We start from the raw sequence: 21,227 nt of genomic DNA on the forward strand, positions 1-21,227 counted from the left end.
GCGCGGCACCGACGCCCGGGGAACGAACCGCCTAGTGCCAGCCGCGGCGGTAGTGGCGGCGCCGGTACCCGGGGCCGAACGGCCGGTGGCCGTGGCCCCTGCCGTGGCGCCAGTCGTCGCCGAACAGCGCGCCGCCGATCACCGTCACCACGACCGGCAGCAGCAGCAACGGCCACGCGTGCACGACGAACAGGAACAGCGACAGGCCCGTGATCGCCGAGATCGGCACCAGGGCGGCGAACAACCGCTGCCCCAGCGGCCGGTCGGCCCACGTCGCGGGCAGCGCGGGCGGCGGGGGAGCGGCGGGCAGCGGCGCGGTCGACCGCAGGCCCGGCTTGGGGGCGGGCAGGTCGGCGAACAGCGCGACCAGGTCGCCGGTGGTGCGCGCGGTGGTGATCTTCGCGCTGCGCTCGCCGTACTCCTCGATATCGATGCGGCCCGCGCTCATGTGCTCACCGAGCGCGCGCAGCGCGTCCTCCCGCTCGGCGTCGCCGATGCGCAACTCGGTCGGGGGGATCTCGTCCACACCACGATGCTACGGAAGTCCCGGCCGGACCCGGCTGAGGTTTGTCTCAGCTCACCCGGCGCGGGCGTCAGTCCTTGAGCTCGCAGATGACCGAACCGGTGGTGACCGTCTCGCCCGCCGCCACGGTCAGACCGGTGACCGTGCCCGACTTGTGCGCGGTGACCGGGTTCTCCATCTTCATCGCCTCCAGCACGACGATCAGCTCGCCCTGCGCGACGACCTGGCCGTCGGCCACCGCGATCTTGACGATCGTGCCCTGCATCGGCGCCGCCACCGCGTCACCCGACACCGCGGCGCCCGCCTTGCCCCCGGCCCGCTTGCGCGGCTTCGCCTTCACCGCCGTGCCGCCACCGCCGCCCAGCGACAGCCCGGCGGGCAGCGACACCTCCAGCCGACGGCCACCGACCTCGACGACCACGTTCTGCCGCGGCTCGGCTTCCTCGGCGTCCGCGCCACCGGCGAACGGTTCGATCCGGTTGTCGAACTCGGTCTCGATCCAGCGGGTGTGCACCCGGAACCCGTTCTCGTCGCCGACGAACGCCGGGTCGCGCACGACCACCCGGTGGAACGGCACGACCGTGGCCATGCCCTCCACCACCAGCTCGTCGAGCACCCGCCGCGACCTGGCCAGCGCCTCGTCCCGGTCGGCGCCGGTGACGATCACCTTGGCCAGCATCGAGTCGAACTGGCCGCCGATCACCGTGCCCGACTCGACCCCCGAGTCGACCCGCACCCCGGGACCGTCCGGCGCGCGCCAGGTGGTGACCGTGCCGGGCGCGGGCAGGAAACCGCGGCCCGCGTCCTCGCCGTTGATCCGGAACTCGATGGAGTGCCCGCGCGGGGTCGGGTCCTCGGTGAACCGCAGCCGCTCACCGGCCGCGATCCGGAACTGCTCGCGCACCAGGTCGATACCGGTCGTCTCCTCCGACACCGGGTGCTCGACCTGGAGCCGGGTGTTGACCTCGAGGAACGAGATCGTGCCGTCCGTGCCGACCAGGTACTCGACCGTGCCAGCGCCGCTGTAGCCCGCCTCGCGGCAGATCGCCTTGGCCGAGGAGTGGATCTCGGCGCGCTGCGCGTCGGACAGGAACGGCGCGGGGGCCTCCTCGACCAGCTTCTGGTGGCGCCGCTGCAGCGAGCAGTCGCGGGTGCCGACCACGATGACGTTGCCGTGCTTGTCCGCCAGCACCTGCGCCTCGACGTGGCGCGGCTTGTCCAGGTACCGCTCCACGAAGCACTCGCCGCGGCCGAACGCGCTGACCGCCTCGCGCACCGCCGAGTCGAACAGCTCCGGGATCTCCTCCAGCGTGCGGGCGACCTTCAGGCCGCGCCCGCCGCCGCCGAACGCGGCCTTGATCGCCACCGGCAGCCCGTGCTCCGAGGCGAACGCGATGATCTCCTCGGGGCCGGACACCGGCTCCTTCGTGCCGGGCACCAGCGGCGCGCCCGCGCGCAACGCGATGTGCCGGGCGGTGACCTTGTCGCCGAGGTCCCGGATGGCCTGCGGATCCGGCCCGATCCAGGTCAGCCCGGCGTCGAGCACGGCCTGGGCGAACTCGGCGTTCTCCGAGAGGAACCCGTACCCGGGGTGCACGGCGTCCGCACCGGAGCGCTCCGCCGCGCCCAGCACCTTCTCGACCACCAGGTAGCTCTCGCCCGGGGTCGACCCGCCGAGGGCGAACGCCTCGTCGGCGAGCCGCACGAACGGCAGGTCGCGGTCGGGTTCGGCGTACACGGCGACGCTGGCCAGCCCCGCGTCGCGGCAGGCCCGGATGACCCGGACCGCGATCTCGCCCCGGTTGGCCACGAGTACCTTGCTCAGCGCCTTGGCCGACTCGGACACGCCGGTTCCTCCTTGGTTGGATCGCCGCTTGGGGGGAGTTTACGGACGACCCGCGACACGGGAACCGAGAGCAACCCCACACTCGCCCGCTACCCTCCCCCTGACGTCCGCCGTTGTCGATTCCCCGCCGGGAGGTGTGTCGTGGCTGGTCGGCGCGCCCCCACCGCGGTCGTGCTGGCGATGGTGATCTGCGGCCTCGTCCTCGCCGCCTCGCTCACCGGTGCCGCCGTCCTGCGGGTCCGCTCCGCGCCTGCCAACGCCACCCCGGGCCCGACCCCGGACACCACCACGTCGGCCAGCGCGGTCACCTGCCGCAGGGAGCCGTGCAGGCTGCTGGGCACCGCGACCGTCGGCGGCACGGTCGTCGAGCTGATCGGCGACTCCGGGCTGGTCTCCGGGCGGGTGCGCATCGGCGGCCCCAGCGGCCAGCAGGTCATCGAGATGACCATCACCGACCTCGGGGTCTACCTCGACGACGAGTCGCTGGAGTGCGCGCCGGGGGCGGTGTCGGCCTGCCTGGTCCGCGGCTCCGGCGACAAGGGCACCGCCGGGCAGGTCGTGGTCGGGCGGTCGGACAAGTGGAGCGCGCAGGGCCGGGCGTTCTTCTCGGAGGCGAACTACCTGAGCCTGGCCAACGTCGACGGCGACTCCGCGCCCGAGGTCATCGCCGTGCAGCTGGACTGCGCTTCCGGCGCGGACTGCTCGAAGCGGCCGGTGTACGCGCAGGTGTTCGGCCTCGGCGGGCAGGAACTGGGCTGCACGCGGCTGTTCCCGAGGATCGACCAGCTGCCCGGGTACCCGAAGATCCTGCCCACCGCGGCCCAGTTGCGCGACTGCCCATAAGGAAAACGGCCGCCCCTCGGTGGGGGCGGCCGTCCTTGGTCCTTATGCGGTGACCAGGTCCTTGTCCTTCGGAGCTGGCTCCGCCGGCGCGGGCTGGTCGTCGAGCAGCGGCGGGCCGCTGGGGGCGTTGAGCACCTCGTCGTCGAGCAGGCCCTCGCCGCGGGCCACCAGGACCGGCACGGTGATCTGGCCCGCGACGTTGGTGGCGGTGCGGATCATGTCCAGGATCGGGTCCACCCCGTAGACGATCGCGACACCGGTCGCCACCACCTCGGCGGGCAGGCCGATCGTGCTCAGCGTCAGGGTCAGCATGGTGAACCAGCCGGTGGTGCCCGCGGTGGCGAACGAGCCGAACACCGCGACCGCCACGATGCCCACGTACTGCCAGAAGCCCAGGCTCACCCCGAACAGGTTCGCGATGAAGATCGTCGCGATGGCCGGGTAGAGCGCCGCGCAGCCGTCCATCTTCGTGGTGGTGCCCAGCGGCACGGCGAAACCGGCGTACCCGGGCTCCACGCCGAGGTTCACCGCGGTCTGCCTGCTCAACGGCAGCGTCGCCCCGGAGGACCGCGACACGAACGCGAACTGCAGCGCCGTCCACGCCTTGGCGAAGAAGGTGCGCGGGCTGACCTCGCCGACGAACTTCAGCAGCACCGGGTACACCACGAACAGCACCAGCAGCGCGGCGATGTAGACGGCGGCGATCAACGACAGCAGCGGCTTGAAGAACTGGTTGCCGTAGGTGGCGAACGCGGTGCCGATCAGCCCCAGCACACCGAGCGGGGCCAACCGGATGATCCAGCCGAGGACCTTCTGGATGATGTCGAACGCCGCCTGGTTGAACGCCACGAACGGCGCGGCCCGCTCACCGAGGGCGTAGGTCGCGATGCCGACCAGCACCGCGACGAACACGACCTGCAGCACCTCGCCGTTGCTGAACGCGGTGAACAGGTTGTCCGGCACCAGGCCGTTGAGCACGGTCAGCCAGTCGCCCTGCGCGCGGTCGGCGAGCCGCGCCACCGTCGCCTCGCTCGGTTTCACGCTCACCCCCTTGCCCGCGCCGGAGATCAGGCCGACCACGATGCCGATGAGCACGGCGATCAGCGAGGTGATCCCGAACCACAGCAACGTCTTGCCGCCCAGCCTGGCCGCGGTGCGCCCGCCGCCGAGGCCGCGCAGGCTGGTCACGCCGACCACGATGGCGGTGAACACCAACGGGATCACGGTGAACTGCAGCAGGCTGGTGAAGATGTTGCCGATGGTCTTGAGGGTCGTGGTCAGCCACGCGGTGCCGGTCTGCTTGGCGACGAACCCGAGCAGGGCGCCCAACACGAGGCCCGCGAGCACGGACAGTCCGAAGTAGAGGGTGCGCCGGTTGGTCCTGGTGGACACGTCGGTGGACATGGGGACTCCAGGGAATGGGGAGAGGAGGGGGTGGGGTGGCTCCTAACCTCGACACAGCGCGCTGGCCTGCCGCCGGAGATCGACGTGCAGGCGCACGGTCAGCGCTGGTGAGTACCTCATCTCCGCGATCCAACCAGCCGGTAGGGCGGAAACTTCCCCTCTCACCCGGAGAGCGGAATCACTCTCACCACGTGGAACGGCGTTGGGTCAGTTGGTGCAACGCCACAGCCGGGTGACGCTGATCCCGACCTCGCCGAGCAGCCGCCTGGTCAACGGCAGGCTGATCCCGATCACGCTGGACGGGTCCCCGTCGACCCCGTCGACGAACCACCCACCGAGGCCGTCGATGGTGAACGCCCCGGCCACCGACAACGGCTCCCCGGAAGCGATGTAGGCGTCGACCTCCGCCGCGGTCGGCCTCCCGAACCGGATCGTCGTCGACTCGACCCCCGTGGCACTGCCGACGACCTCGCCGCCCACGACCCGCAACACCGCGTGCCCGGTCAGCAGCACCCCGGTGCCCCCCACCAACTTCCCCCACCGCTCCCGAGCCACCTCGGCCGTCCCCGGCTTGCCCACCAGTTCCCCGTCGAAGTGCAACATCGAGTCACACCCCACCACCACGGCGTCATCCCCCGCCAGGACAACCTTCCTGGCCTTCGCCTCAGCCAACACCCCCACCACCCGCTCCGGCGTCGGATCCACCACAGCGGCCGCCACCGCGTCCTCGTCGACCCCCGACACCCGGACCACCGGATCAACCCCCGCGGCCCGCAAAACCCCAAACCGAGCAGGCGACTGAGACGCAAGAATGAACTCCATTCCCGCAGGCTATCCGCCCCACCGCCCCGCCCCCGCAGGTCCCACCCAGCCAGGCCATGCCCTCACCCCACACAGCCCGCTCACCCCGCGCCATACCCCCGCCCGCAGCCTCGACCATCCGGTCCGGCGACGAACACCGCCAAATCGAGCGAGCCGTCCAAGCCGCCCAAACCGGCCGCAGTAACCCACTGCGCTAAGCCGCCCCAATCGGCTGCGGTAACCCACTGCCGCTAAGCCGCCCTAACCGGCCGCAGATTCCCCCACCGCAACCGCTTCGCGCGCACGCGGTCCCGACCCCGCCCAGCCCCCACCCACACCGGGGGGCGTCCCAGTGCCAGTCTACCGGCACCCCCCGACAGACGATCTTCAAACAGGCCGCCGAAGATCCACATGTGGATAACTTCTGTCCCTGAACCGGGTGAACATCCAAGCCAGGCCAGCAGAAGAACCCACAGCTCAAGCCCCCTACAGCGACCCAACCAGGGGAAGGCGAACGCTGGTCTTGGTGAGGTCGATCGTCAGCCGGGGGTTGGTGCCCGCGGAGCTGATGTACGAGGTGTCGGTGCTGCCGATGACCAGTGCGAGGCGGTGGCCCGCCGGGATGAGTTGGTCGGTGGAGGCGAGGGTGAAGGTGATCGTGTACGGGGTGCCCGCGGTCAGGGTGCGGCGGGTGTCGAGGCCCGCGTAGTGGCCGAGGTCGGCCCAGCCGCGGGCGATGATGTTCTGGGAGACGGTGGTGGTGTTGGCGGCGGTGTCGAGGTAGCAGGCGCTGTCGCCGGTGGTGCTCTCGCCCCAGCAGGTGCGGGTGGTGAGGTTGCGGATGCCCTCGCCGCTGCCGCGGTAGTTGCGGATTGTCGCCGGGCCGTAGTCGACCAGTACCGCCGACACGCGGGCCGCGCTCTGCGACGGTGTGGCGGTCACGGTGATCTGCGTAGTACCGGAAACCCGCACGTCCCTGGCCAGTTCCTCGGTCCGGTAGACGACCCGGGCCGACGAGGTGGTGGTCGGATTGTTGATCCAGTCGTACGAGCTGGTGCGGTTGTCGGTCAGGCTCGCGGTCGACCCGGCGGGCGGTGCCGTTGTCCCCAGGACGCCCACGCCCGCGGTGGTGCCGGGCCGCAGTCGCACGGTGGTCGGGGATGTGGCCAGCGGCCAGGACGGGTCGTCCTTCCACACGTCCGGTCGTTGCTCCACAGTGGACGCGGGCTCGCGCTCGATCCCGTTGTCGATGCCCAGCAGGTAGTGGTCGAACCACCGGTGCAGCGTGTCGACCCACACCGAGCGCCGGTAGTCGAACGGGTCGACGTGGCCGGTCTGCGACAGCCAGATCTTGCGCTCGACGGTCGCGGGCAGCGCGTTCCACCACTGGCCGAAGTTGATCGTCTTCACGTTGAGGTCGTTGAGCCCGTGCACCACGAACACGCTGGTCTTCACCTTGGCAACGTTGACCAGGTAGTCCCGTTCCTTGTACATGGCGGTGTAGTCGCCGCTAGACGGAGAGCCGTTCGTCAACGTTGTCTTGACCGACCCGCAGTTTGCGGCGCCCGCCGAGTTCTCCACCACCTGTGCGAGTCCGGCCGGGCTGCCGCTGGTGAACGTGGCACCGGACGCGCGGTAGTAGTCGTACCAGGAGCTGATCGCACCGATCGGCACGATGGTCTTGAGGCCGTCGACCCCGGTAGCGGCAACGCCGTTCGCGATGGTGCCGTCCCACGACTTGCCGATCATCCCGACCGCGCCGGTCGACCAGCTCGCGGCCACGGTGGTGCTACCGGTCGCGGACGTGTAACCGCTGGCGCGACCGTTCAGCCAGTCGATGACCGACTTCGCGGAGGCAATCTCAGAGCGCCCGCCGATGTCAACGCAGCCGTTAGAGCGGGCTGTGCCGGAAAGGTCAACGAGCGCAACGGCGTAACCGCGCGGGACGAAGTAGTTGTCGTAGTGCAGCGGGAACTGAACCGGCTTACCCGCACTGTCGTAGGTCTTCTTCTGGCTCTCGTTACCCCGCCCGAGCGTGGCGTAGTAAGGGCTCGCGTCCATGATTACCGGAACGCGCCCAGTCGCTTCACGCGGGCGAATGATGTCGGTGGCGACCCGAACTCGCGAACCATTCGGTGCTGTTAGACCTGTGTCGACCCAGACGGTCTCACGCACGGCGTTCGCGTAAGAGTAGATAGGGTCGCTGCGCACGGCGACAGGTGCCGTTGGCGCTGCGGACACGGGAAGCGTGAGCGCGCCAAGGCCCGCGATCACCGCGACGGCCGTGGTGAGCAAGGATCGCCGTATAGCCATGTGTGCAGACGCTACGGTCCGACCCGTTCCCCCGGCAGTCCCGAGTTTTTCGCGTTACCAGTTGGCGCTGTCCGGATGCCCGCCGCGCTGAGCATGCCCAGGATCAGGACGACAACCGGCAACACCAGCGTCGCCTTCGCCGCGTTGGTGAACCCGAGGTGGAACGCGTTGGTGGCCAGTTCGCGCACCTTCTCGACCACGGCCGGTGACCAGTCCGACGGCACCGCTGGACCCTCGCCGCCGAACTGGCTCGCGGTCTGCGCGGCGGCGGTGATCCGCTCGACGAACTCGTCGGCGTAGCGCGGCGGCAGGAACTTCGCGTACTCCCGCGCCGCCTGCGGGACCGCGAACCCCAGCCCGACCTGGAGGAACAGCCCGGTGGTCGCGCTGCCGAGCACCCCGCCGACCTGCCGGGAGGTGTTGAACACCCCGGAGGCGGCCCCGATCAGGTCCGGCGGCATGCCGAGCGTCGCCGAGGCGGTGAGCGGGGAGAACACCAGCCCGATGCCCAGCCCGGCCACCACCAGCCCAGGGACGAGCACCAGCGGCTCCGTGTCCGGTTCCGCCAGCAGCGCCAGCGCGACGGTCCCGGCAGCCAATCCGCCGAGCCCGGTCATGATCAGCGTCCGGCCCGGCAGCCGCGACCGCCCGGCCACCCAGGCCGCGCCACCGGCGGCAACGGCCATCGGCGCGCACAGCAGGCTGGAGGCGACCGGGTCCAGCCCGAGCACCGACTGCACGTAGATGACCAGCGGCAGGAACATCCCGGTCGTGGCGAACCCGAGCGCGGCGTGGGTCAGGTTGGCGTAGCTGAAGATCGGGTTGTGGAACAGCCCGCGCGGCAGCAGCGGGTCCCGCGCGCGCCGCTGGTAGACGGTGAAGGCGCCGATGAGCAGCAGGCCGACGCCGATCACCGGCAGCACGCCGACCGGGCCGATGATCGTCCCCCAGTGGTAGTGCTGCCCGTTCTGCAGCCCGAACACCAGCAGCCCGAGCCCGGCCGAGGCCAGCAGCGCACCGGTCGTGTCCAGCCGCACCCGACCGGGCGGTCGCCAGTCCGGCAGCAGCAGGACCCCCAGCACCAGCCCGACCGCGCCGATCGGCAGGTTCAACAGGAAGATCCACTGCCAGCCGACGTGCTGCACCAGCAGCCCGCCGACCACCGGCCCGGTGATCGTCGCGACCCCGGCGACCGCGCCCCAGACCGCGATCGGCGCCCCGCGCCGCTGCGGCGGGAACAGCCCGGTGATGAACGACAACGTCTGCGGGGTCATCGCCGCCGCGCCGAGCCCCTGCACCGCGCGCGCCGCGATCAGCGAACCCGCCGAAGTCGACAGTCCACACCAGAGCGACGCGCCGAGGAACAGCACCAGCCCGACCAGCAGCACCCGCTTGGGCCCGAACCGGTCCCCGAGCCTGCCGGTGAGCAGCAGCGGCACCGTGTTGGCGAGCAGGTACACGCTGTTGACCCAGATGATCTGGTTCAGCGTGGCGTCCAGGCCGCCCAGCATCGCCGGGATCGCCACGGTGACGATGGTGGAGTCGAGCATGACCATGAAGAAGCACGCGCACAACGCCGCCAGCGCCACCCACGGGCCGCGCACCCCACCGCTCATCAACCCAACTCCAGCCCCGGACCCCGCCACCCGGGCCACCGCCCAAGAGCCTAGGGCCCCGCCGTCGCGCGGGTTGGCCCCGCCCAGGTCAGCGGGGGCGAACGCGCGGCGTCAAGATCGAACCGCGCTGAGCAGCCCCCCGACTCACAGCCTATCGAGGGCGGTGGGGCGGGCCGGTAGTCACGATGTGGCGTTGTGGACAACTCCGGCCCATGGGGACTACCGGGAGCGGCTGGAACCGCGCCAGGCACCCGGACCGTGGGGCAATGGGCGGCGGACTAGGGAGCTCTTGTCCGCCCACGCGCTTGTCGACAATGGAGCCGGGGTGTCCGTAGGGGCGCTGGCGGCGGCCGCCACCACTACCGTCAACGCCGCCAGTTCGGCCGCGTCAGGGTTACCTCGGACGACACGCAGTACGGGTTCGGGGCTCACGGTCGCTCCTCTACAGGGGGATGTTGCCGTGCTTCTTCGGGGGAAGAGTCTCGCGCTTGTCCACCAGCATCCGCAGTGCACGCGCGATGTAGCCGCGAGTGTGCGAAGGCGGGATAACCGAGTCCACATAGCCCCGCTCCGCCGCCACATACGGGTTCAGCAAGGTGTCTTCGTACTCGCGGTCCAACTTCGCCCGCAGTGCGTCCACGTCCTCGCCCGCGTCTAGAGCGGCCTTCAACGTCTTGCGGTGCAGGATGTTCGACGCGCCGGAGGCACCCATGACGGCGATCTGGGCGGTAGGCCAAGCGAGGTTGATGTCGGCGCCGAGGTGCTTGGAACCCATGACGTCGTAGGCGCCGCCGTATGCCTTGCGGGTGATGACGGTGACCAGGGGGACGGTGGCCTCGGCGTAGGCGTAGATCAGCTTGGCGCCGCGCCGGATGATGCCGTCGAACTCCTGGTCGGTGCCGGGCAGGAAGCCGGGCACGTCGACGAAGGTGAGCACCGGGACGTTGAACGCGTCGCAGGTGCGCACGAACCGCGCGGCCTTCTCGGAGGCGTCGATGTCCAGGCAGCCCGCGAACTGGGTCGGCTGGTTGGCGACGATGCCGACGCTGCGGCCGTCGACCCGGCCGAAGCCGACCACGATGTTGGGCGCGAACAGCGGGTGGACCTCCAGGAACTCGCCGTCGTCGACGACCCGGGTGATCACCTCGTGGATGTCGTACGGCTGGTTCGCCGAGTCCGGGATCAGCGCGTCCAACTCGCGGTCGCCGTCGGTGAGGTCGTCGGCCACCGAGCCCTCGGCGGCGGAACCGGGGAACACCGGCGGCTCGGACAGGTTGTTCGACGGCAGGAACGACAGCAGTTCCTTGACGTAGGCGATCGCGTCGTCCTCGTCGGCGCCCATGTAGTGCGCGACGCCGGACTTGGTGTTGTGCGTGCGGGCGCCGCCCAACTCCTCCAGCGTCACCTCCTCCCCGGTGACGGTCTTGACCACGTCGGGGCCGGTGATGAACATCTGCGAGGTCTGGTCGACCATCACCACGAAGTCGGTCAGCGCGGGGGAGTACACGTGCCCGCCCGCGTTCGCGCCCATGATCAGCGAGATCTGCGGGATGACCCCGGAGGCCAGGGTGTTGCGGCGGAAGATCTCGCCGTAGAGGCCGAGGGAGACCACGCCCTCCTGGATCCGCGCGCCGCCGCCCTCGTTGATGCCCACGATCGGGCGGCCGGTCTTGATCGCCAGGTCCATCACCTTGACGATCTTCTCCCCGTACACCTGGCCGAGTGACCCGCCGAACACGGTGACGTCCTGGCTGAACACGCACACCGGGCGGCCGTCGACGGTCCCGTACCCGGTGACGACGCCGTCGCCGTAGGGCCGGTTCTTCTCCAGGCCGAAGTTCGTGGACCGGTGCCGGGCAAGCTCGTCGAGCTCGGTGAAGCTACCGGGGTCGAGCAGCGCGTCGATCCTCTCGCGGGCGGTCTTCTTGCCCTTGGCGTGCTGCTTCTCGACCGCGCGAGCCGAGCCTGCGTTGACGGCCTCGTCGTAGCGCCGGTACAGGTCGGCGAGCTTGCCTGCCGTGGTGTGGGTGTCCGGCTCGCCCGTCGGCTCGGTCGCGCTGCTCATGGCCCGGCAGCCTAGCGACCGAAAGGTGTCACCAGGGGCGAGGCGTAGGGCACACCACAGGGCTCTTGACCTCTACCGCGGTTGAGATCGCAGAGTCATCACCGCCACCCCCGCCCGGCTGTTCCTGCTCCGACCGGCCGGGTACGGGGGTCGGCTCTACCCTTGGGCGCATGGCAGCTCTCGACGCCGGGGCACTGCGCGCCGCGCTTGGCGACACCTACGGCGCTGTGGACGTGGTCGACTCAACCGGCTCCACCAACGCGGACCTCGTGGCCGTGGCAGGTAGTGCCACCGACCGGACCGTGCTCATCGCGGAGCAGCAGACTGCGGGACGCGGTAGGCGCGCACGGGACTGGGTGTCTCCCCCCGCGTCCGGGCTCTACCTGAGCGTCTTGCTCCGGCCGACCGGTGTCCCGGTGTCCCGGTACGGCTCTCTCTCCCTGGTCGCAGGGGTGGCCCTGATCCGCACTGCCCGTCACGCCGGGGTCCTCGCATCCCTGAAATGGCCCAACGACCTGCTCGCGGGCGCGGCCATGGCCAAGTGCGCCGGGGTCCTCGCCGAGGCGACACCGGACGCCGTGGTCGTCGGCATCGGGCTCAACGTCGGTGCGCTGCCCGGCGAGGTCCCGGTCGGCCCCGGCGGGCTGCCCGCGACCTCCTTCGCCCAGGAAGGCGGCACCGGCGACCGCACCGAGGTCGCGATCGCCCTGTTGCGCGCGTTCGACGAGGCCGAGCGGTCCTGGCGCGGCGCCCAGGGCGACCTGGTCACCTCGGGCCTGCTCAGCGAGTACCGCGGCAGCTGCGCGACGCTGGGCCACCGCGTCCGCGTCGAGCTACCGGACGGGTCGAGCCTGCAGGGCCTGGCCACCGACGTGGACGGCGAGGGCAGGCTGGTCGTCGACGTCGGCGGAACCGCCCGCACGCTGTCCGCCGGGGACGTCGTGCACGTCCGCCCGGGAACCTGATCGACGCCAGTTCACCACTCCGCCTGCCTGCGGGGTCCGCCGCCGAGTACGGTAGCCGCGTCACCAGTGATGATCGGGAGGACACCGTGGCATACCCCGATGACGTGCTCAGCGAAGGCGAGCAGGTCGTGCTCCACCGGCACCCGCACTGGAAGATGCTGCTGCTGCCGTACGTGATCCTGCTGATCACCCTCGGCGCGGGCATCTGGCTGGCGATCCTGGCCCAGGACCTGTCCTGGGCGACGGTCGCCTACATCATCATCGGCGCGGTCGCCCTCGTCCTGGTCGTCTGGGGCTTCCTCGCCCCGTTCGTGCGGTGGCGGACCACCCACTTCATCGTGACCACCGACCGGGTCATGTTCCGGATGGGCGTGGTCAAGCGCACCGGCATCGACATCCCGCTGGCCAGGATCAGCAGCGTCCGGTTCGAGCACGGGCTGATCGACCGGATCGTCGGCTGCGGCACCCTGATCATCGAGTCCAGCTCGCAGGAGCCGCTCGAGTTCGACGACATCCCGAACGTCGAGAAGGTGCACACGCTGCTCTACCGCGAGGTCAACGACAACCCGAACGACGACTTCCACCGCACGCCGCGGGTGGATCCCCGCGCGGCCCGCGAGGACTACCGCGACACCCGTGAGCAGGACTACCGGGGTGACTACCCCGAGCAGGGTCGGCGCTGACGTGGGTGCCCGCGAGGTAGGTCTACCGGCGACGGTCAGGGCTGACGGCCTCCCCGAGCGAGTCACCATCTGGGAGGTCGGCGCGCGCGACGGACTGCAGAACGAGTCCACGGTCGTGCCGGTGGAAGTGAAGCTGGAGTTCTTGTCGCGACTGGCCGACGCGGGCTTGGGCGTCCTGGAGGCGACCAGCTTCGTGCACCCCAAGTGGGTCCCGCAGCTCGCTGACGCCGAGGAACTGCTCGCAGGTCTGACCAAGGTCGACGGCGTCTCTTACCCCGTCCTCGTGCCCAACGAGCGCGGCCTCGACCGGGCTCTAGCGGCGGGCGTGCGGCACATCGCGATTTTCGGTAGCGCCACCGAGACCTTCGCCAAGCGCAACCTCAACCGCACCCTGGACGAGCAGTTCGCCATGTTCGAGCCGGTCGTCGCCAGGGCCCGCGCCGAGGGCCTCGACGTGCGCGCGTACGTGTCGATGTGCTTCGGCGACCCGTGGGAGGGCCCGGTCGCCGCCGACCAGGTCGCCGCGGTCGGCAAGCGCCTGGTGGACATGGGCGCCTCGCAGCTCTCCCTCGGCGACACCATCGGCGTCGCCACCCCGGGGCAGGTCGAGTCCGTCATCGCCGCCACCGCGGCCGCGGGCGTCCCGGTCGCCGACATCGCGGTCCACTTCCACGACACCTACGGCCAGGCCCTGTCGAACACCCTCGCCGCGCTGCGCCTGGGCGTCACCACCGTCGACTCCTCCGCGGGCGGCCTCGGCGGCTGCCCCTACGCCGAGTCGGCCACCGGCAACCTCGCCACCGAGGACCTGGTCTGGATGCTCGACGGCCTCGGCGTGCACACCGGCGTCGACCTGGACAGGCTGGCCGACACCAGCGCGTGGATGGCCGAGCGGCTGGGCAGGCCCGCGCCGTCGAGGGTGGTCCGGGCGCTGCGCGGGTAACCCATCGTTGACAGCTCGACACGCTCGGTGAGACGTTGGGCGGGGAGGTTCGACGATGACCGCCAGCGCCCCCTTGCCCACGTGGTCGCCAGCCGCCCACGGCGCGCTCTACGACCTGTGCCTTGGCCCCAGCCACCACATCGGCGCCTGGCTGGCCACCGACGACCACACCGGCACCCCGTGGCAGTGGCTCGACTGGGCGCAGGACCGGGTCGTCGGCCAGGTCGCGGACCTGCTCCGGCTGCGCCCCGGCGACCACGTCCTGGACATCGGCTTCGGCTCCGGGGCCGTCCCGCTGCGGCTCGCGGCGACCGTGGACGTCGCCGTCACCGGCTGCTCGGCCAACCCGGTCGAGGTCGACGCCGCCGCCGACCTGGTCACCTCGACTGTCCACTTCGAACTCACCGGGGCGCTGCTGCCGTACTCCGACGCCGCGTTCGACGCGGTCTGGGTCAAGGAGAGCGTCGAGCAACTGCCCGAGGCGCGGCGGGTGCTCAAGCCAGGCGGGCGCGTTGTCATCACCGTCCCCGTTCCGAACCTGCACGGTCTTGTAGACGCCGTGCACGACACCGGGCTCATCGTCGAGCAAGCGCGTGACCTAGGAGCGGGGCCGCGCGTTGGTCGTACCTGGGACATGTGGGCGCAGTTGTTCCAAGAGCACCACCCAGCGCTGTTCGACCGCTACGGTGCGGAAGGAATCGTGGCCATGGACAACGGCATCACCGTGCTGCTGTCGGTGGTCACGGGCGAGTTGAACTGCGCTGTCGTGGTCGCGCGCGACAGTTGAGACCGCAACGCGGGCCGCGGGTCCGGCGACTACCCGGGTGGGGTTGGCGTGATCACCGGTTCGAGTGGGAACCTGGCCCGGTGGGAACCCGGCCGCGGGGAGCCGCGTCCAACGCGGGCCCGGAGGCTGGCCGATGACGCGGAGGAGGTCGTGGTGTCCGAGCACCGAGCCCAGGTCGAGGACCTCCTCGCCGACTACCGGCGCGGACGGGACCAGCTCGCCGAGGTGCACCGGGCACTCTCGGCGATCAGCGAGTCCGCCACGAGCGACTGCGGTGTGGTCACCGCGACCGTGTCCGCCCAAGGTGCTCTTACCGCGCTCGACCTGCGCGACGACGCCTACCGCGTGTACCGGCCCGCGGACCTCGCCGCCCTGATCGTGCGCACAGCCGCTGTCGCCGACGCTCGCGCCGCCAGTGCGGCCGGGCACGCCGTTGCCCCGGTGCTGCCCTCTGGCACCGATCCGGATGCCTTGCTCCGGGGAACCGCCGATCTGCACCGCGCGGAGATCACGCCGCCGGTCGAAGAGGACAGCTACGAGAACGTGGCCTGGTTAGAACCAGACGCGGGGAGGCCGTGATGGACAGGTTCCAGGTAGACAGCGACCGCCTCGCGTTACGAGCCGGGCAGTTCGACGGGTTGTCCTCGCGCGTGGGCGGCATCCACCGCGAACTCGCCGACCAGGTCAGCGCCGCGGGCGCCTGCTGGGGCGGCGACGACATCGGGCTGCGGTTCGCCTCCACGCACGCCGGGTCCGCGCACGAGACGCTCAAGGCCCTCGGCGCGCTGCCGGGGAAGCTCGACGACGTTGGCGACCGCTTCCGCGAGACCGCCCGCGCCTACCGGCACACCGACGACCACAACGCAGGCGTGCTCGACGCCTAGGGGGACGTGATGGGGATCCAGTTGCCCGCCGAGCTCGCAGGCGTCGCCGCCAAGGTCGGGGTCCGCTGGCCGCAGGCCGACGAGGACAAGATGCGCGCCTCCGCCAAAGCCTGGCGGCACGCGGGCACCCAGGTCGCCGCGCTCGCCGGTGACGCCGACAGCGCCGCGCACGCCGCGCTGTCCACCTTCGAGGGCGACTCGGCCGACGCCGCGGCCAGGTACTGGTCCAGGTTCGTCAAGGCCGACAACGGCCACCTCACCGCGACCGTGAAGGGCTGCAACGCCGCGGCCGACCGGTTGGAGCACGCCGCCGAGGAGATCGGCGCGGCCAAGGTGAAGATCGTGCGCAAGCTGGTCGCGCTGGCCAAGAACCTCGACGCCGCCGACACCGCGGCCGCCGCGGGCGACCAGCGGGCGCGGCTGAGCCTGGACTGGCTGATCAAGGGCACCGCGGCCAACGTCGCGCACATCCGCACCACGCTGCTCAACACCGTCGCCCAGCCGGGCACCAGCGTCCACTTCGCCAACGACCTGGTCAACGACAGCCCCGGCGCCATCGGGTCCGGGCTGGACGGCCTGCTCACCAGCGTCATCAAGCCGGTCACCAAGCTCGTCGGCGCCCTGCCCGGCCAGATCGGCGACGGTCTCGCTCACACCGTTGACGGCATCGGCGAGACCCTCAACGGTGTCAGCAAGCCGCTCAGGGGGATCACGAACGCGGCATCCGGGGCGCTCCCCGACCTCAAGCCGGTGCTCGACGCACCACTCAAGCCGAGTGTGGTCATCCCGCCGGTAGCGCCGGTCGTCGAGCCCATCGTGCACACCCCGCCCGCCGCGCAGCTCCCGCCGCTGACGTCGCCGGTAGTGCAGACGCCGTCGGTGACCCTGCCGGAGATCCCCACCAACGCGCCGCCGCCGCTGCCCGTGGTCACCCAGCCCACCCCGCACATCGGCGTGCCGACCGACGTCGTCCAGGCCGCCTCGGCCGCGGTCATCGACGCGCCCAGCCAGAGCTCCGCGCCGGTCGGCCAGCAGCCAGGCGGCACGCAGGGCGGGTCACCGGTCGGTGGCGTGCAACAGGGCGGGACGACGTCCGCGCCGCCGTCAGGGAACCCCCTCGGCGGCAGGCTTACCGGCGTGAACCCGGGCGCTTTGCCCGTAGTGGGCAACGTCCCGAGCGCGTCCAGCCCGTCCGTCGCGGCGCGGCCGTCCGCCCCCGGGCTCGTTCCCGCTGTTCCCGCGCAGAACGCGAACGGCAACAAGCAGTTGGCCCCGCCGCCGCAGCAGAAGCCGCAGCCGGGGCGCGCCGAGCCAGGCGCCAAGGCCGCCGAGCAGGCAGCCAAGACCGGCGAGCGCGCCCAGCCGGGGGCCAAGGGCGCCAACACCGCCGCGCGCGTCGGTGACCCGACCAGCAGGCCGCTGGGCGACCCGGGCGGGAAGAACACCGAGGCGCCGAGGTCCGCGCCCCGCTCCGGGGAGCGGTCCGACTCGATGGCGAAGCCGGGCGCGCGCCTGGCAGACCTGACCGCCAAGACCGTCGACTCGCAGCCCGGTCGGATCGCCGAGGCGCTGCAAACCGGCAAGCCTGGCGACGCGGCCAAGCCGGGTGACGGCGCCAAGCCTGGCGATGGGGCCAAGCCTGGTGATGGAGCAAAGAGCGGCGACGGCGGCAAGACTGCCGACGGGACCAAGACGGACGCGGGCAAGCCGGGTCCGGGCAGGCTGACCGGTGCAACACCGCAGCCGGACCAGTCGCTGCCCGCGCCCGAGCACGCCGACAACGGCACCGAAAAGCGGGAGCAGTCCGACAGCGCCACCTTGATGGCGGCCGTCGCGGTCGGCCTTCCCCGCGCGCACCCGAACAACAAGGCTCTGCCGAGCAAGTTCCTGGCGCAGATGTTCCCGGAGGGGCACCTGCCGGTCGCGTCCAGCAAGCCCGCCCGGCAGATCCCACCGCCGCCGGAGGAGGTCGACTTCGCCGCCGGTCTCCGGTTCCCGCCGGGCGATCACCCGAGGTCCGACCTGGCCGACAACGCCACCCCGGTCCAACACACCGCTCCGACCCGTGGCCGCACCGCGCCAGACCTGCTGCACGCCTACGACCCGCTCGGTGGCCTCAACGAGCGCGACTGGGACCACCGCTTCCTCGTCCGCCCATTCGACCCGAGCACGCAACGCTCCACTGAGTACGCGTGGCCGACCAGTGAGCTGTTCCCGGAAGGGGGGACCGCGCCAGGTGAGGCAGTCGTGCTGCCCGAGGGCATGCTGATCGACCGGTTCGGTACCGCTAACGGCCGGGTCTTCAGCGCAGACGGCACCAGGTTCGCGCGCCGCGCCCTCCCGCCGCTGCACGCGGGCTCGGGCTACCGCCGCTACCGGGTGCTCCAGCCGCTCCCAGTGTGGCGGACCCTGTCGGCGCCGTGGTTCGGGCAGCCGGGTGGCGGTGAGCGCTACCGCGCCACCCACTCCGCCGCCGAACTCGTCGCCCTCGGTCTGCTGGAGGAGACCCCGTGAACACCGAGACGATCATCGGCCTGCTCGCCGCGATCGGCATCCCGGCCGAGTTCGTGTCCCTCGGCGAGGAGTCCGACAACGCCTGGTGCCTGCTGCACTACGCCGACCAGGGCAGCTGGGAGGTGTTCTGGCGCGAGCAGGGCAACCGCTACGACTGGGCGAGCTTCACCAACGAGCAGGTGGCCTGCCACTACCTCTTCGGCAGGCTCACCTGGTCCCAGGTCGTGCGAGGCGTCGTCGGGGTCCTACCGGTCACCGAGAAGGCTTAGCGCTGCCTCGTGCAGGTGGCCGTTAGAGGTCAGGACAGAGCCGCCGTCGAACCGGTTCACCCCACCCAGGTCCGTGAACCGGCCCCCGGCTTCCTCCACCAGCACCTGGAACGGCGCCACGTCCCACGGGTTCACGATCGCCTCAGCCGCGAGGTCGATCGCGCCCTCCGCGACCAGGCAGTGCTGCCAGAAGTCCCCGAACGCCCGGTTCTCCCAGCACGCGTCCACCAGCGCCAGGTAGCGCTCACGCGAGTGGTACTTCACCCACGACCCCAGGTGCGTGGTCGACAGGTAGGCGTCTTCGAGCGACCGCACACCTGACACTGAGATTCGCTGGGCCTCGCCACCATCTCGGCTCAACCACGCGCCCTCACCCCGCGCGGCCCACCACCGCCTACCGAGCGCGGGCGCGCTAACCACACCCACTTGCGGCACACCGTCGACGACCAACGCGATCAACGTGGCCCACGCGGGCACCCCGCGCAGGAAGTTCTTGGTCCCGTCGATCGGGTCCAGAACCCAGGTCCTACCAGCGCGGACGTCCCCGCCGCGCTCCTCGCCCGCCACGCTGTCGTCCGGTCGGGCCTCGGCCAGCAGCGCCCGCACGGCGTCCTCGACGGCGGTGTCGGCGTCGGTCACCGGGCTGCGGTCCGGCTTGCGCTCGACCACCAGGTCGACGGCCTGGAAGCGGGCACGGGTGATCGCGTCGGCCGTGTCGGCCAGCAGGCGGGCAAAAGTCAGGTCGTCGCTTGACACGGGCGCGATCGTGTCACGCCTACTCTGGAGCACGTGAGCGTGGTACTGCTGGCCGAGGACGACGCGGCGATCGCGGACCCCCTCTCGCGTGCACTGCACCGAGAGGGCTATGAGGTGCGGGTTGTCGGAGACGGCCACGCCGCACTGGAGGTGGCCTCGACCGGCCACCCCGACCTGCTTGTCCTCGACCTCGGGCTGCCCGGGATCGACGGGCTCGACGTCTGCAGGCGCTTACGCGCCGCGGGTCGCGGGATACCGGTCCTGATGCTGACCGCCAGAGCCGACGAGGTCGACTTCGTCGTCGGCCTCGACGCGGGCGCCGACGACTACGTGGCCAAGCCGTTCCGGCTGGCCGAGCTGCTGGCCAGGATCCGGGCGCTGCTGCGCAGGCAGGCCCCCGGCGCCATCGACGTCAACGGCGTGCGGATGGACCTGGCCGCGCGGGTGGTGACCGTCGACGGCACCGAGATCACCCTGGCCAACAAGGAGTTCGAGCTGCTGCGGGTGCTGATCCAGCGGGCTGGGCAGGTCGTGACCAGGGAGGAGATCCTCACCGAGGTGTGGAGCGATCCCGAGCTCAAGACCAGCAAGACCCTGGACATGCACATGTCCTGGCTGCGCCGCAAGCTCGGCGAGGGTGGGCCGCGCTCCACCGAGCGGCGCATCGCCACCGTGCGCGGCGTCGGCTTCCGGTTCAACGCCGAGTAGCACGTGCGCCGCCGCATCCTGCTCGCGATCCTGCTCGCGGTGACCATCACCGCGTGCGCGCTGGGCATCCCGCTCGGCTACACCGCGCTGCAGGTCGTGGAGAAGCTGACCAGGGAGGACCTCGCGGTCCGCGCCCAGCAGATCACCGCGACGCTCGACGACGAGATCGCCAACGGCAGGCCGGTCGACCTGAACAAGGTCCTGCTGGCCGTGCCGACCGGCGGCAGGCTCACCGTGACGCTGCCCAGCGAAGGGCAGCGCACTCTGGGCACTCTTGGCCCGGAGCCGGTCGAGGACGTGGTAGCCGAAGAGGCCCCGATGTCGCGGCAGGGCACTGTGCTGCTGGAGATCGACGCCGGACCTATGCGCACGAGACAGGCCCAGGTCGCTGCCTTGGTCGCCTTGGTGGTTGTGCTGACTGTGGCCGTTGGCACCGTGGTCGCCATGGTCACCGCGCGCAGGTTGGCCAGACCGCTGCGCCACGTCGCCGACCGTGCCACCAAACTCGGCGCCGGTGACTTCCGGCTCGACAAGTCCCGTTACGACCTCTACGAGCTAGACATGGTCGCCGAGGCGCTAGATGCCTCCGCGACCGCGCTCGCCCAGCTCGTCCAACGCGAACGCGACCTGGTCGGAGACGTCTCACACCAGCTGCGCAGCAGGCTCACGGCGCTGCAACTGCGGCTGGAGGCGCTGACGATGGTGCCGGACGCTGACGCGGCCGCGGAGGCCAGCGAGGCCCTCAACCAGGCCGAACGCCTCTCCGACGTGCTCGACGAGCTGCTCGCCGCCGCCCGCGAGGCCCGCGCCGTCGACGCCGAGCCGGTCGACCTGGCCAGGGAACTCACCGCCATCGCCAACGAGTGGCGCGAGATGCTGCGCTCCGAGGGCCGCACGCTGCGCATGAAGCTCACCCCCGGCCTGATGGCCAGGGTCACCCCCGCGCGGCTGCGCGAGACCATCGGCGTCCTGCTCGACAACGCCCTGCGGCACGGCGGCGGCACTGTGGTGCTGTCCTCGCGCGCCGGGGAGTCGGTCGGCGGCGAGACCGTGGTCATCGAGGTCACCGACGGGGGCTCGGGCGTGCCGGACGAACTGGCCCCGCACATCTTCGACCGCGGCGTCTCCGGTGGCGGCTCCACCGGCCTGGGTCTGGCGCTGGCCAGGGCGTTGGTGGAGTCCGACGGCGGCAGGCTGGAGCTGTCCACGGCCAGGCCGCCCACGTTCACCGTGTTCCTGCCGGTGCCCAAGGCGGGCAACATCCCCGGCCTGCGCTGGCCGACCGAGCGGTCGCCGCGCTAGCGGGG

General features: G+C 71.2%; 21 protein-coding genes. 11 read left to right on the top strand and 10 right to left on the bottom strand.

Going from position 1 to position 21,227, the window contains the following annotated elements:
* Nucleotides 1-31: 31 nt before the first annotated feature.
* A complete protein-coding gene (locus tag CLV68_RS07530) occupies nt 32-526 on the bottom strand; it encodes a DUF1707 SHOCT-like domain-containing protein (RefSeq protein WP_121389742.1) in 495 nt (164 codons plus the stop codon).
* 67 nt (nt 527-593) lie between these two features.
* Entirely contained in the window at nt 594-2,369 is a 1,776-nt protein-coding gene (locus tag CLV68_RS07535) for an acetyl/propionyl/methylcrotonyl-CoA carboxylase subunit alpha (protein WP_121389743.1), read from the bottom strand.
* Between the two features lie 141 nt (nt 2,370-2,510).
* On the opposite strand from CLV68_RS07535, the gene CLV68_RS07540 reads away from it, so the two are divergent.
* Nucleotides 2,511-3,212, top strand: a complete 702-nt coding sequence (locus CLV68_RS07540) for a hypothetical protein (RefSeq protein WP_121389744.1) — start codon at nt 2,511-2,513, stop codon at nt 3,210-3,212.
* A gap of 42 nt (nt 3,213-3,254) precedes the next feature.
* Here CLV68_RS07540 and CLV68_RS07545 read toward each other — a convergent pair whose 3' ends face one another.
* The 7 genes from CLV68_RS07545 to CLV68_RS07570 form a co-directional block, all read right to left on the bottom strand.
* Complete coding sequence (locus CLV68_RS07545; RefSeq protein ID WP_121389745.1) at nt 3,255-4,616, bottom strand: dicarboxylate/amino acid:cation symporter; 1,362 nt, start codon at nt 4,614-4,616, stop codon at nt 3,255-3,257.
* 42 nt (nt 4,617-4,658) lie between these two features.
* On the bottom strand, nt 4,659-4,736 hold the full coding sequence (locus tag CLV68_RS35960) for a putative leader peptide (protein WP_425426285.1): 78 nt from the start codon (nt 4,734-4,736) through the stop codon (nt 4,659-4,661).
* A gap of 87 nt (nt 4,737-4,823) precedes the next feature.
* Nucleotides 4,824-5,438, bottom strand: a complete 615-nt coding sequence (locus CLV68_RS07550) for a Maf family protein (RefSeq protein ID WP_121389746.1) — start codon at nt 5,436-5,438, stop codon at nt 4,824-4,826.
* A gap of 465 nt (nt 5,439-5,903) precedes the next feature.
* A complete protein-coding gene (locus CLV68_RS07555) occupies nt 5,904-7,730 on the bottom strand; it encodes a Xaa-Pro dipeptidyl-peptidase (RefSeq protein WP_121389747.1) in 1,827 nt (608 codons plus the stop codon).
* Between the two features lie 11 nt (nt 7,731-7,741).
* Nucleotides 7,742-9,346, bottom strand: coding sequence for a DHA2 family efflux MFS transporter permease subunit (locus CLV68_RS07560; protein WP_170224151.1), 1,605 nt, complete (start codon nt 9,344-9,346; stop codon nt 7,742-7,744).
* Between the two features lie 219 nt (nt 9,347-9,565).
* Nucleotides 9,566-9,778 carry an acyl-CoA carboxylase subunit epsilon gene (locus tag CLV68_RS34955; protein ID WP_246009704.1) on the bottom strand — a complete coding sequence of 71 codons (213 nt, stop codon included), beginning with the start codon at nt 9,776-9,778 and terminating at the stop codon, nt 9,566-9,568.
* Between the two features lie 10 nt (nt 9,779-9,788).
* Nucleotides 9,789-11,411, bottom strand: coding sequence for an acyl-CoA carboxylase subunit beta (locus CLV68_RS07570; protein WP_121389750.1), 1,623 nt, complete (start codon nt 11,409-11,411; stop codon nt 9,789-9,791).
* A gap of 170 nt (nt 11,412-11,581) precedes the next feature.
* On the opposite strand from CLV68_RS07570, the gene CLV68_RS07575 reads away from it, so the two are divergent.
* From CLV68_RS07575 to CLV68_RS07610, 8 genes are all read left to right on the top strand, one after another.
* Entirely contained in the window at nt 11,582-12,376 is a 795-nt protein-coding gene (locus CLV68_RS07575; protein WP_121389751.1) for a biotin--[acetyl-CoA-carboxylase] ligase, read from the top strand.
* 86 nt (nt 12,377-12,462) lie between these two features.
* The gene (locus CLV68_RS07580; RefSeq protein WP_121389752.1) at nt 12,463-13,059 is read left to right on the top strand and encodes a PH domain-containing protein; all 597 of its coding nucleotides are present in this window, start codon (nt 12,463-12,465) and stop codon (nt 13,057-13,059) included.
* A 1-nt stretch (nt 13,060) separates the two neighbouring features.
* Entirely contained in the window at nt 13,061-14,002 is a 942-nt protein-coding gene (locus CLV68_RS07585) for a hydroxymethylglutaryl-CoA lyase (RefSeq protein WP_121389753.1), read from the top strand.
* A gap of 55 nt (nt 14,003-14,057) precedes the next feature.
* The gene (locus CLV68_RS07590; protein ID WP_121389754.1) at nt 14,058-14,789 is read left to right on the top strand and encodes an SAM-dependent methyltransferase; all 732 of its coding nucleotides are present in this window, start codon (nt 14,058-14,060) and stop codon (nt 14,787-14,789) included.
* 153 nt (nt 14,790-14,942) lie between these two features.
* On the top strand, nt 14,943-15,368 hold the full coding sequence (locus CLV68_RS07595) for a YbaB/EbfC family nucleoid-associated protein (RefSeq protein WP_246009705.1): 426 nt from the start codon (nt 14,943-14,945) through the stop codon (nt 15,366-15,368).
* Nucleotides 15,368-15,673 (top strand): WXG100 family type VII secretion target, encoded by a 306-nt coding sequence (locus CLV68_RS07600; protein WP_121389755.1) that lies wholly within the window; start codon nt 15,368-15,370, stop codon nt 15,671-15,673. Before CLV68_RS07595 ends, CLV68_RS07600 begins: the two co-directional genes overlap by 1 nt.
* A gap of 9 nt (nt 15,674-15,682) precedes the next feature.
* Entirely contained in the window at nt 15,683-18,187 is a 2,505-nt protein-coding gene (locus CLV68_RS34960) for a glycohydrolase toxin TNT-related protein (protein ID WP_246009706.1), read from the top strand.
* Entirely contained in the window at nt 18,184-18,456 is a 273-nt protein-coding gene (locus tag CLV68_RS07610) for a hypothetical protein (RefSeq protein WP_121389756.1), read from the top strand. The genes CLV68_RS34960 and CLV68_RS07610 overlap by 4 nt, the downstream gene beginning before the upstream one ends.
* On the opposite strand, the gene hisN is transcribed toward CLV68_RS07610, so the two are convergent.
* Nucleotides 18,433-19,212 carry a histidinol-phosphatase gene (gene hisN, locus CLV68_RS07615; protein WP_121389757.1) on the bottom strand — a complete coding sequence of 260 codons (780 nt, stop codon included), beginning with the start codon at nt 19,210-19,212 and terminating at the stop codon, nt 18,433-18,435. The genes CLV68_RS07610 and hisN overlap by 24 nt on opposite strands.
* A 39-nt stretch (nt 19,213-19,251) precedes the next feature.
* On the opposite strand from hisN, the gene CLV68_RS07620 reads away from it, so the two are divergent.
* A complete protein-coding gene (locus CLV68_RS07620) occupies nt 19,252-19,920 on the top strand; it encodes a response regulator transcription factor (RefSeq protein ID WP_092778371.1) in 669 nt (222 codons plus the stop codon).
* 3 nt (nt 19,921-19,923) lie between these two features.
* Entirely contained in the window at nt 19,924-21,222 is a 1,299-nt protein-coding gene (locus CLV68_RS07625) for a sensor histidine kinase (protein ID WP_121389758.1), read from the top strand.
* Nucleotides 21,223-21,227 lie beyond the last annotated feature (5 nt).

The sequence above is a fragment of the Actinokineospora cianjurensis genome (genome assembly GCF_003663795.1).
Classification (GTDB): Bacteria; Actinomycetota; Actinomycetes; order Mycobacteriales; family Pseudonocardiaceae; genus Actinokineospora; species Actinokineospora terrae.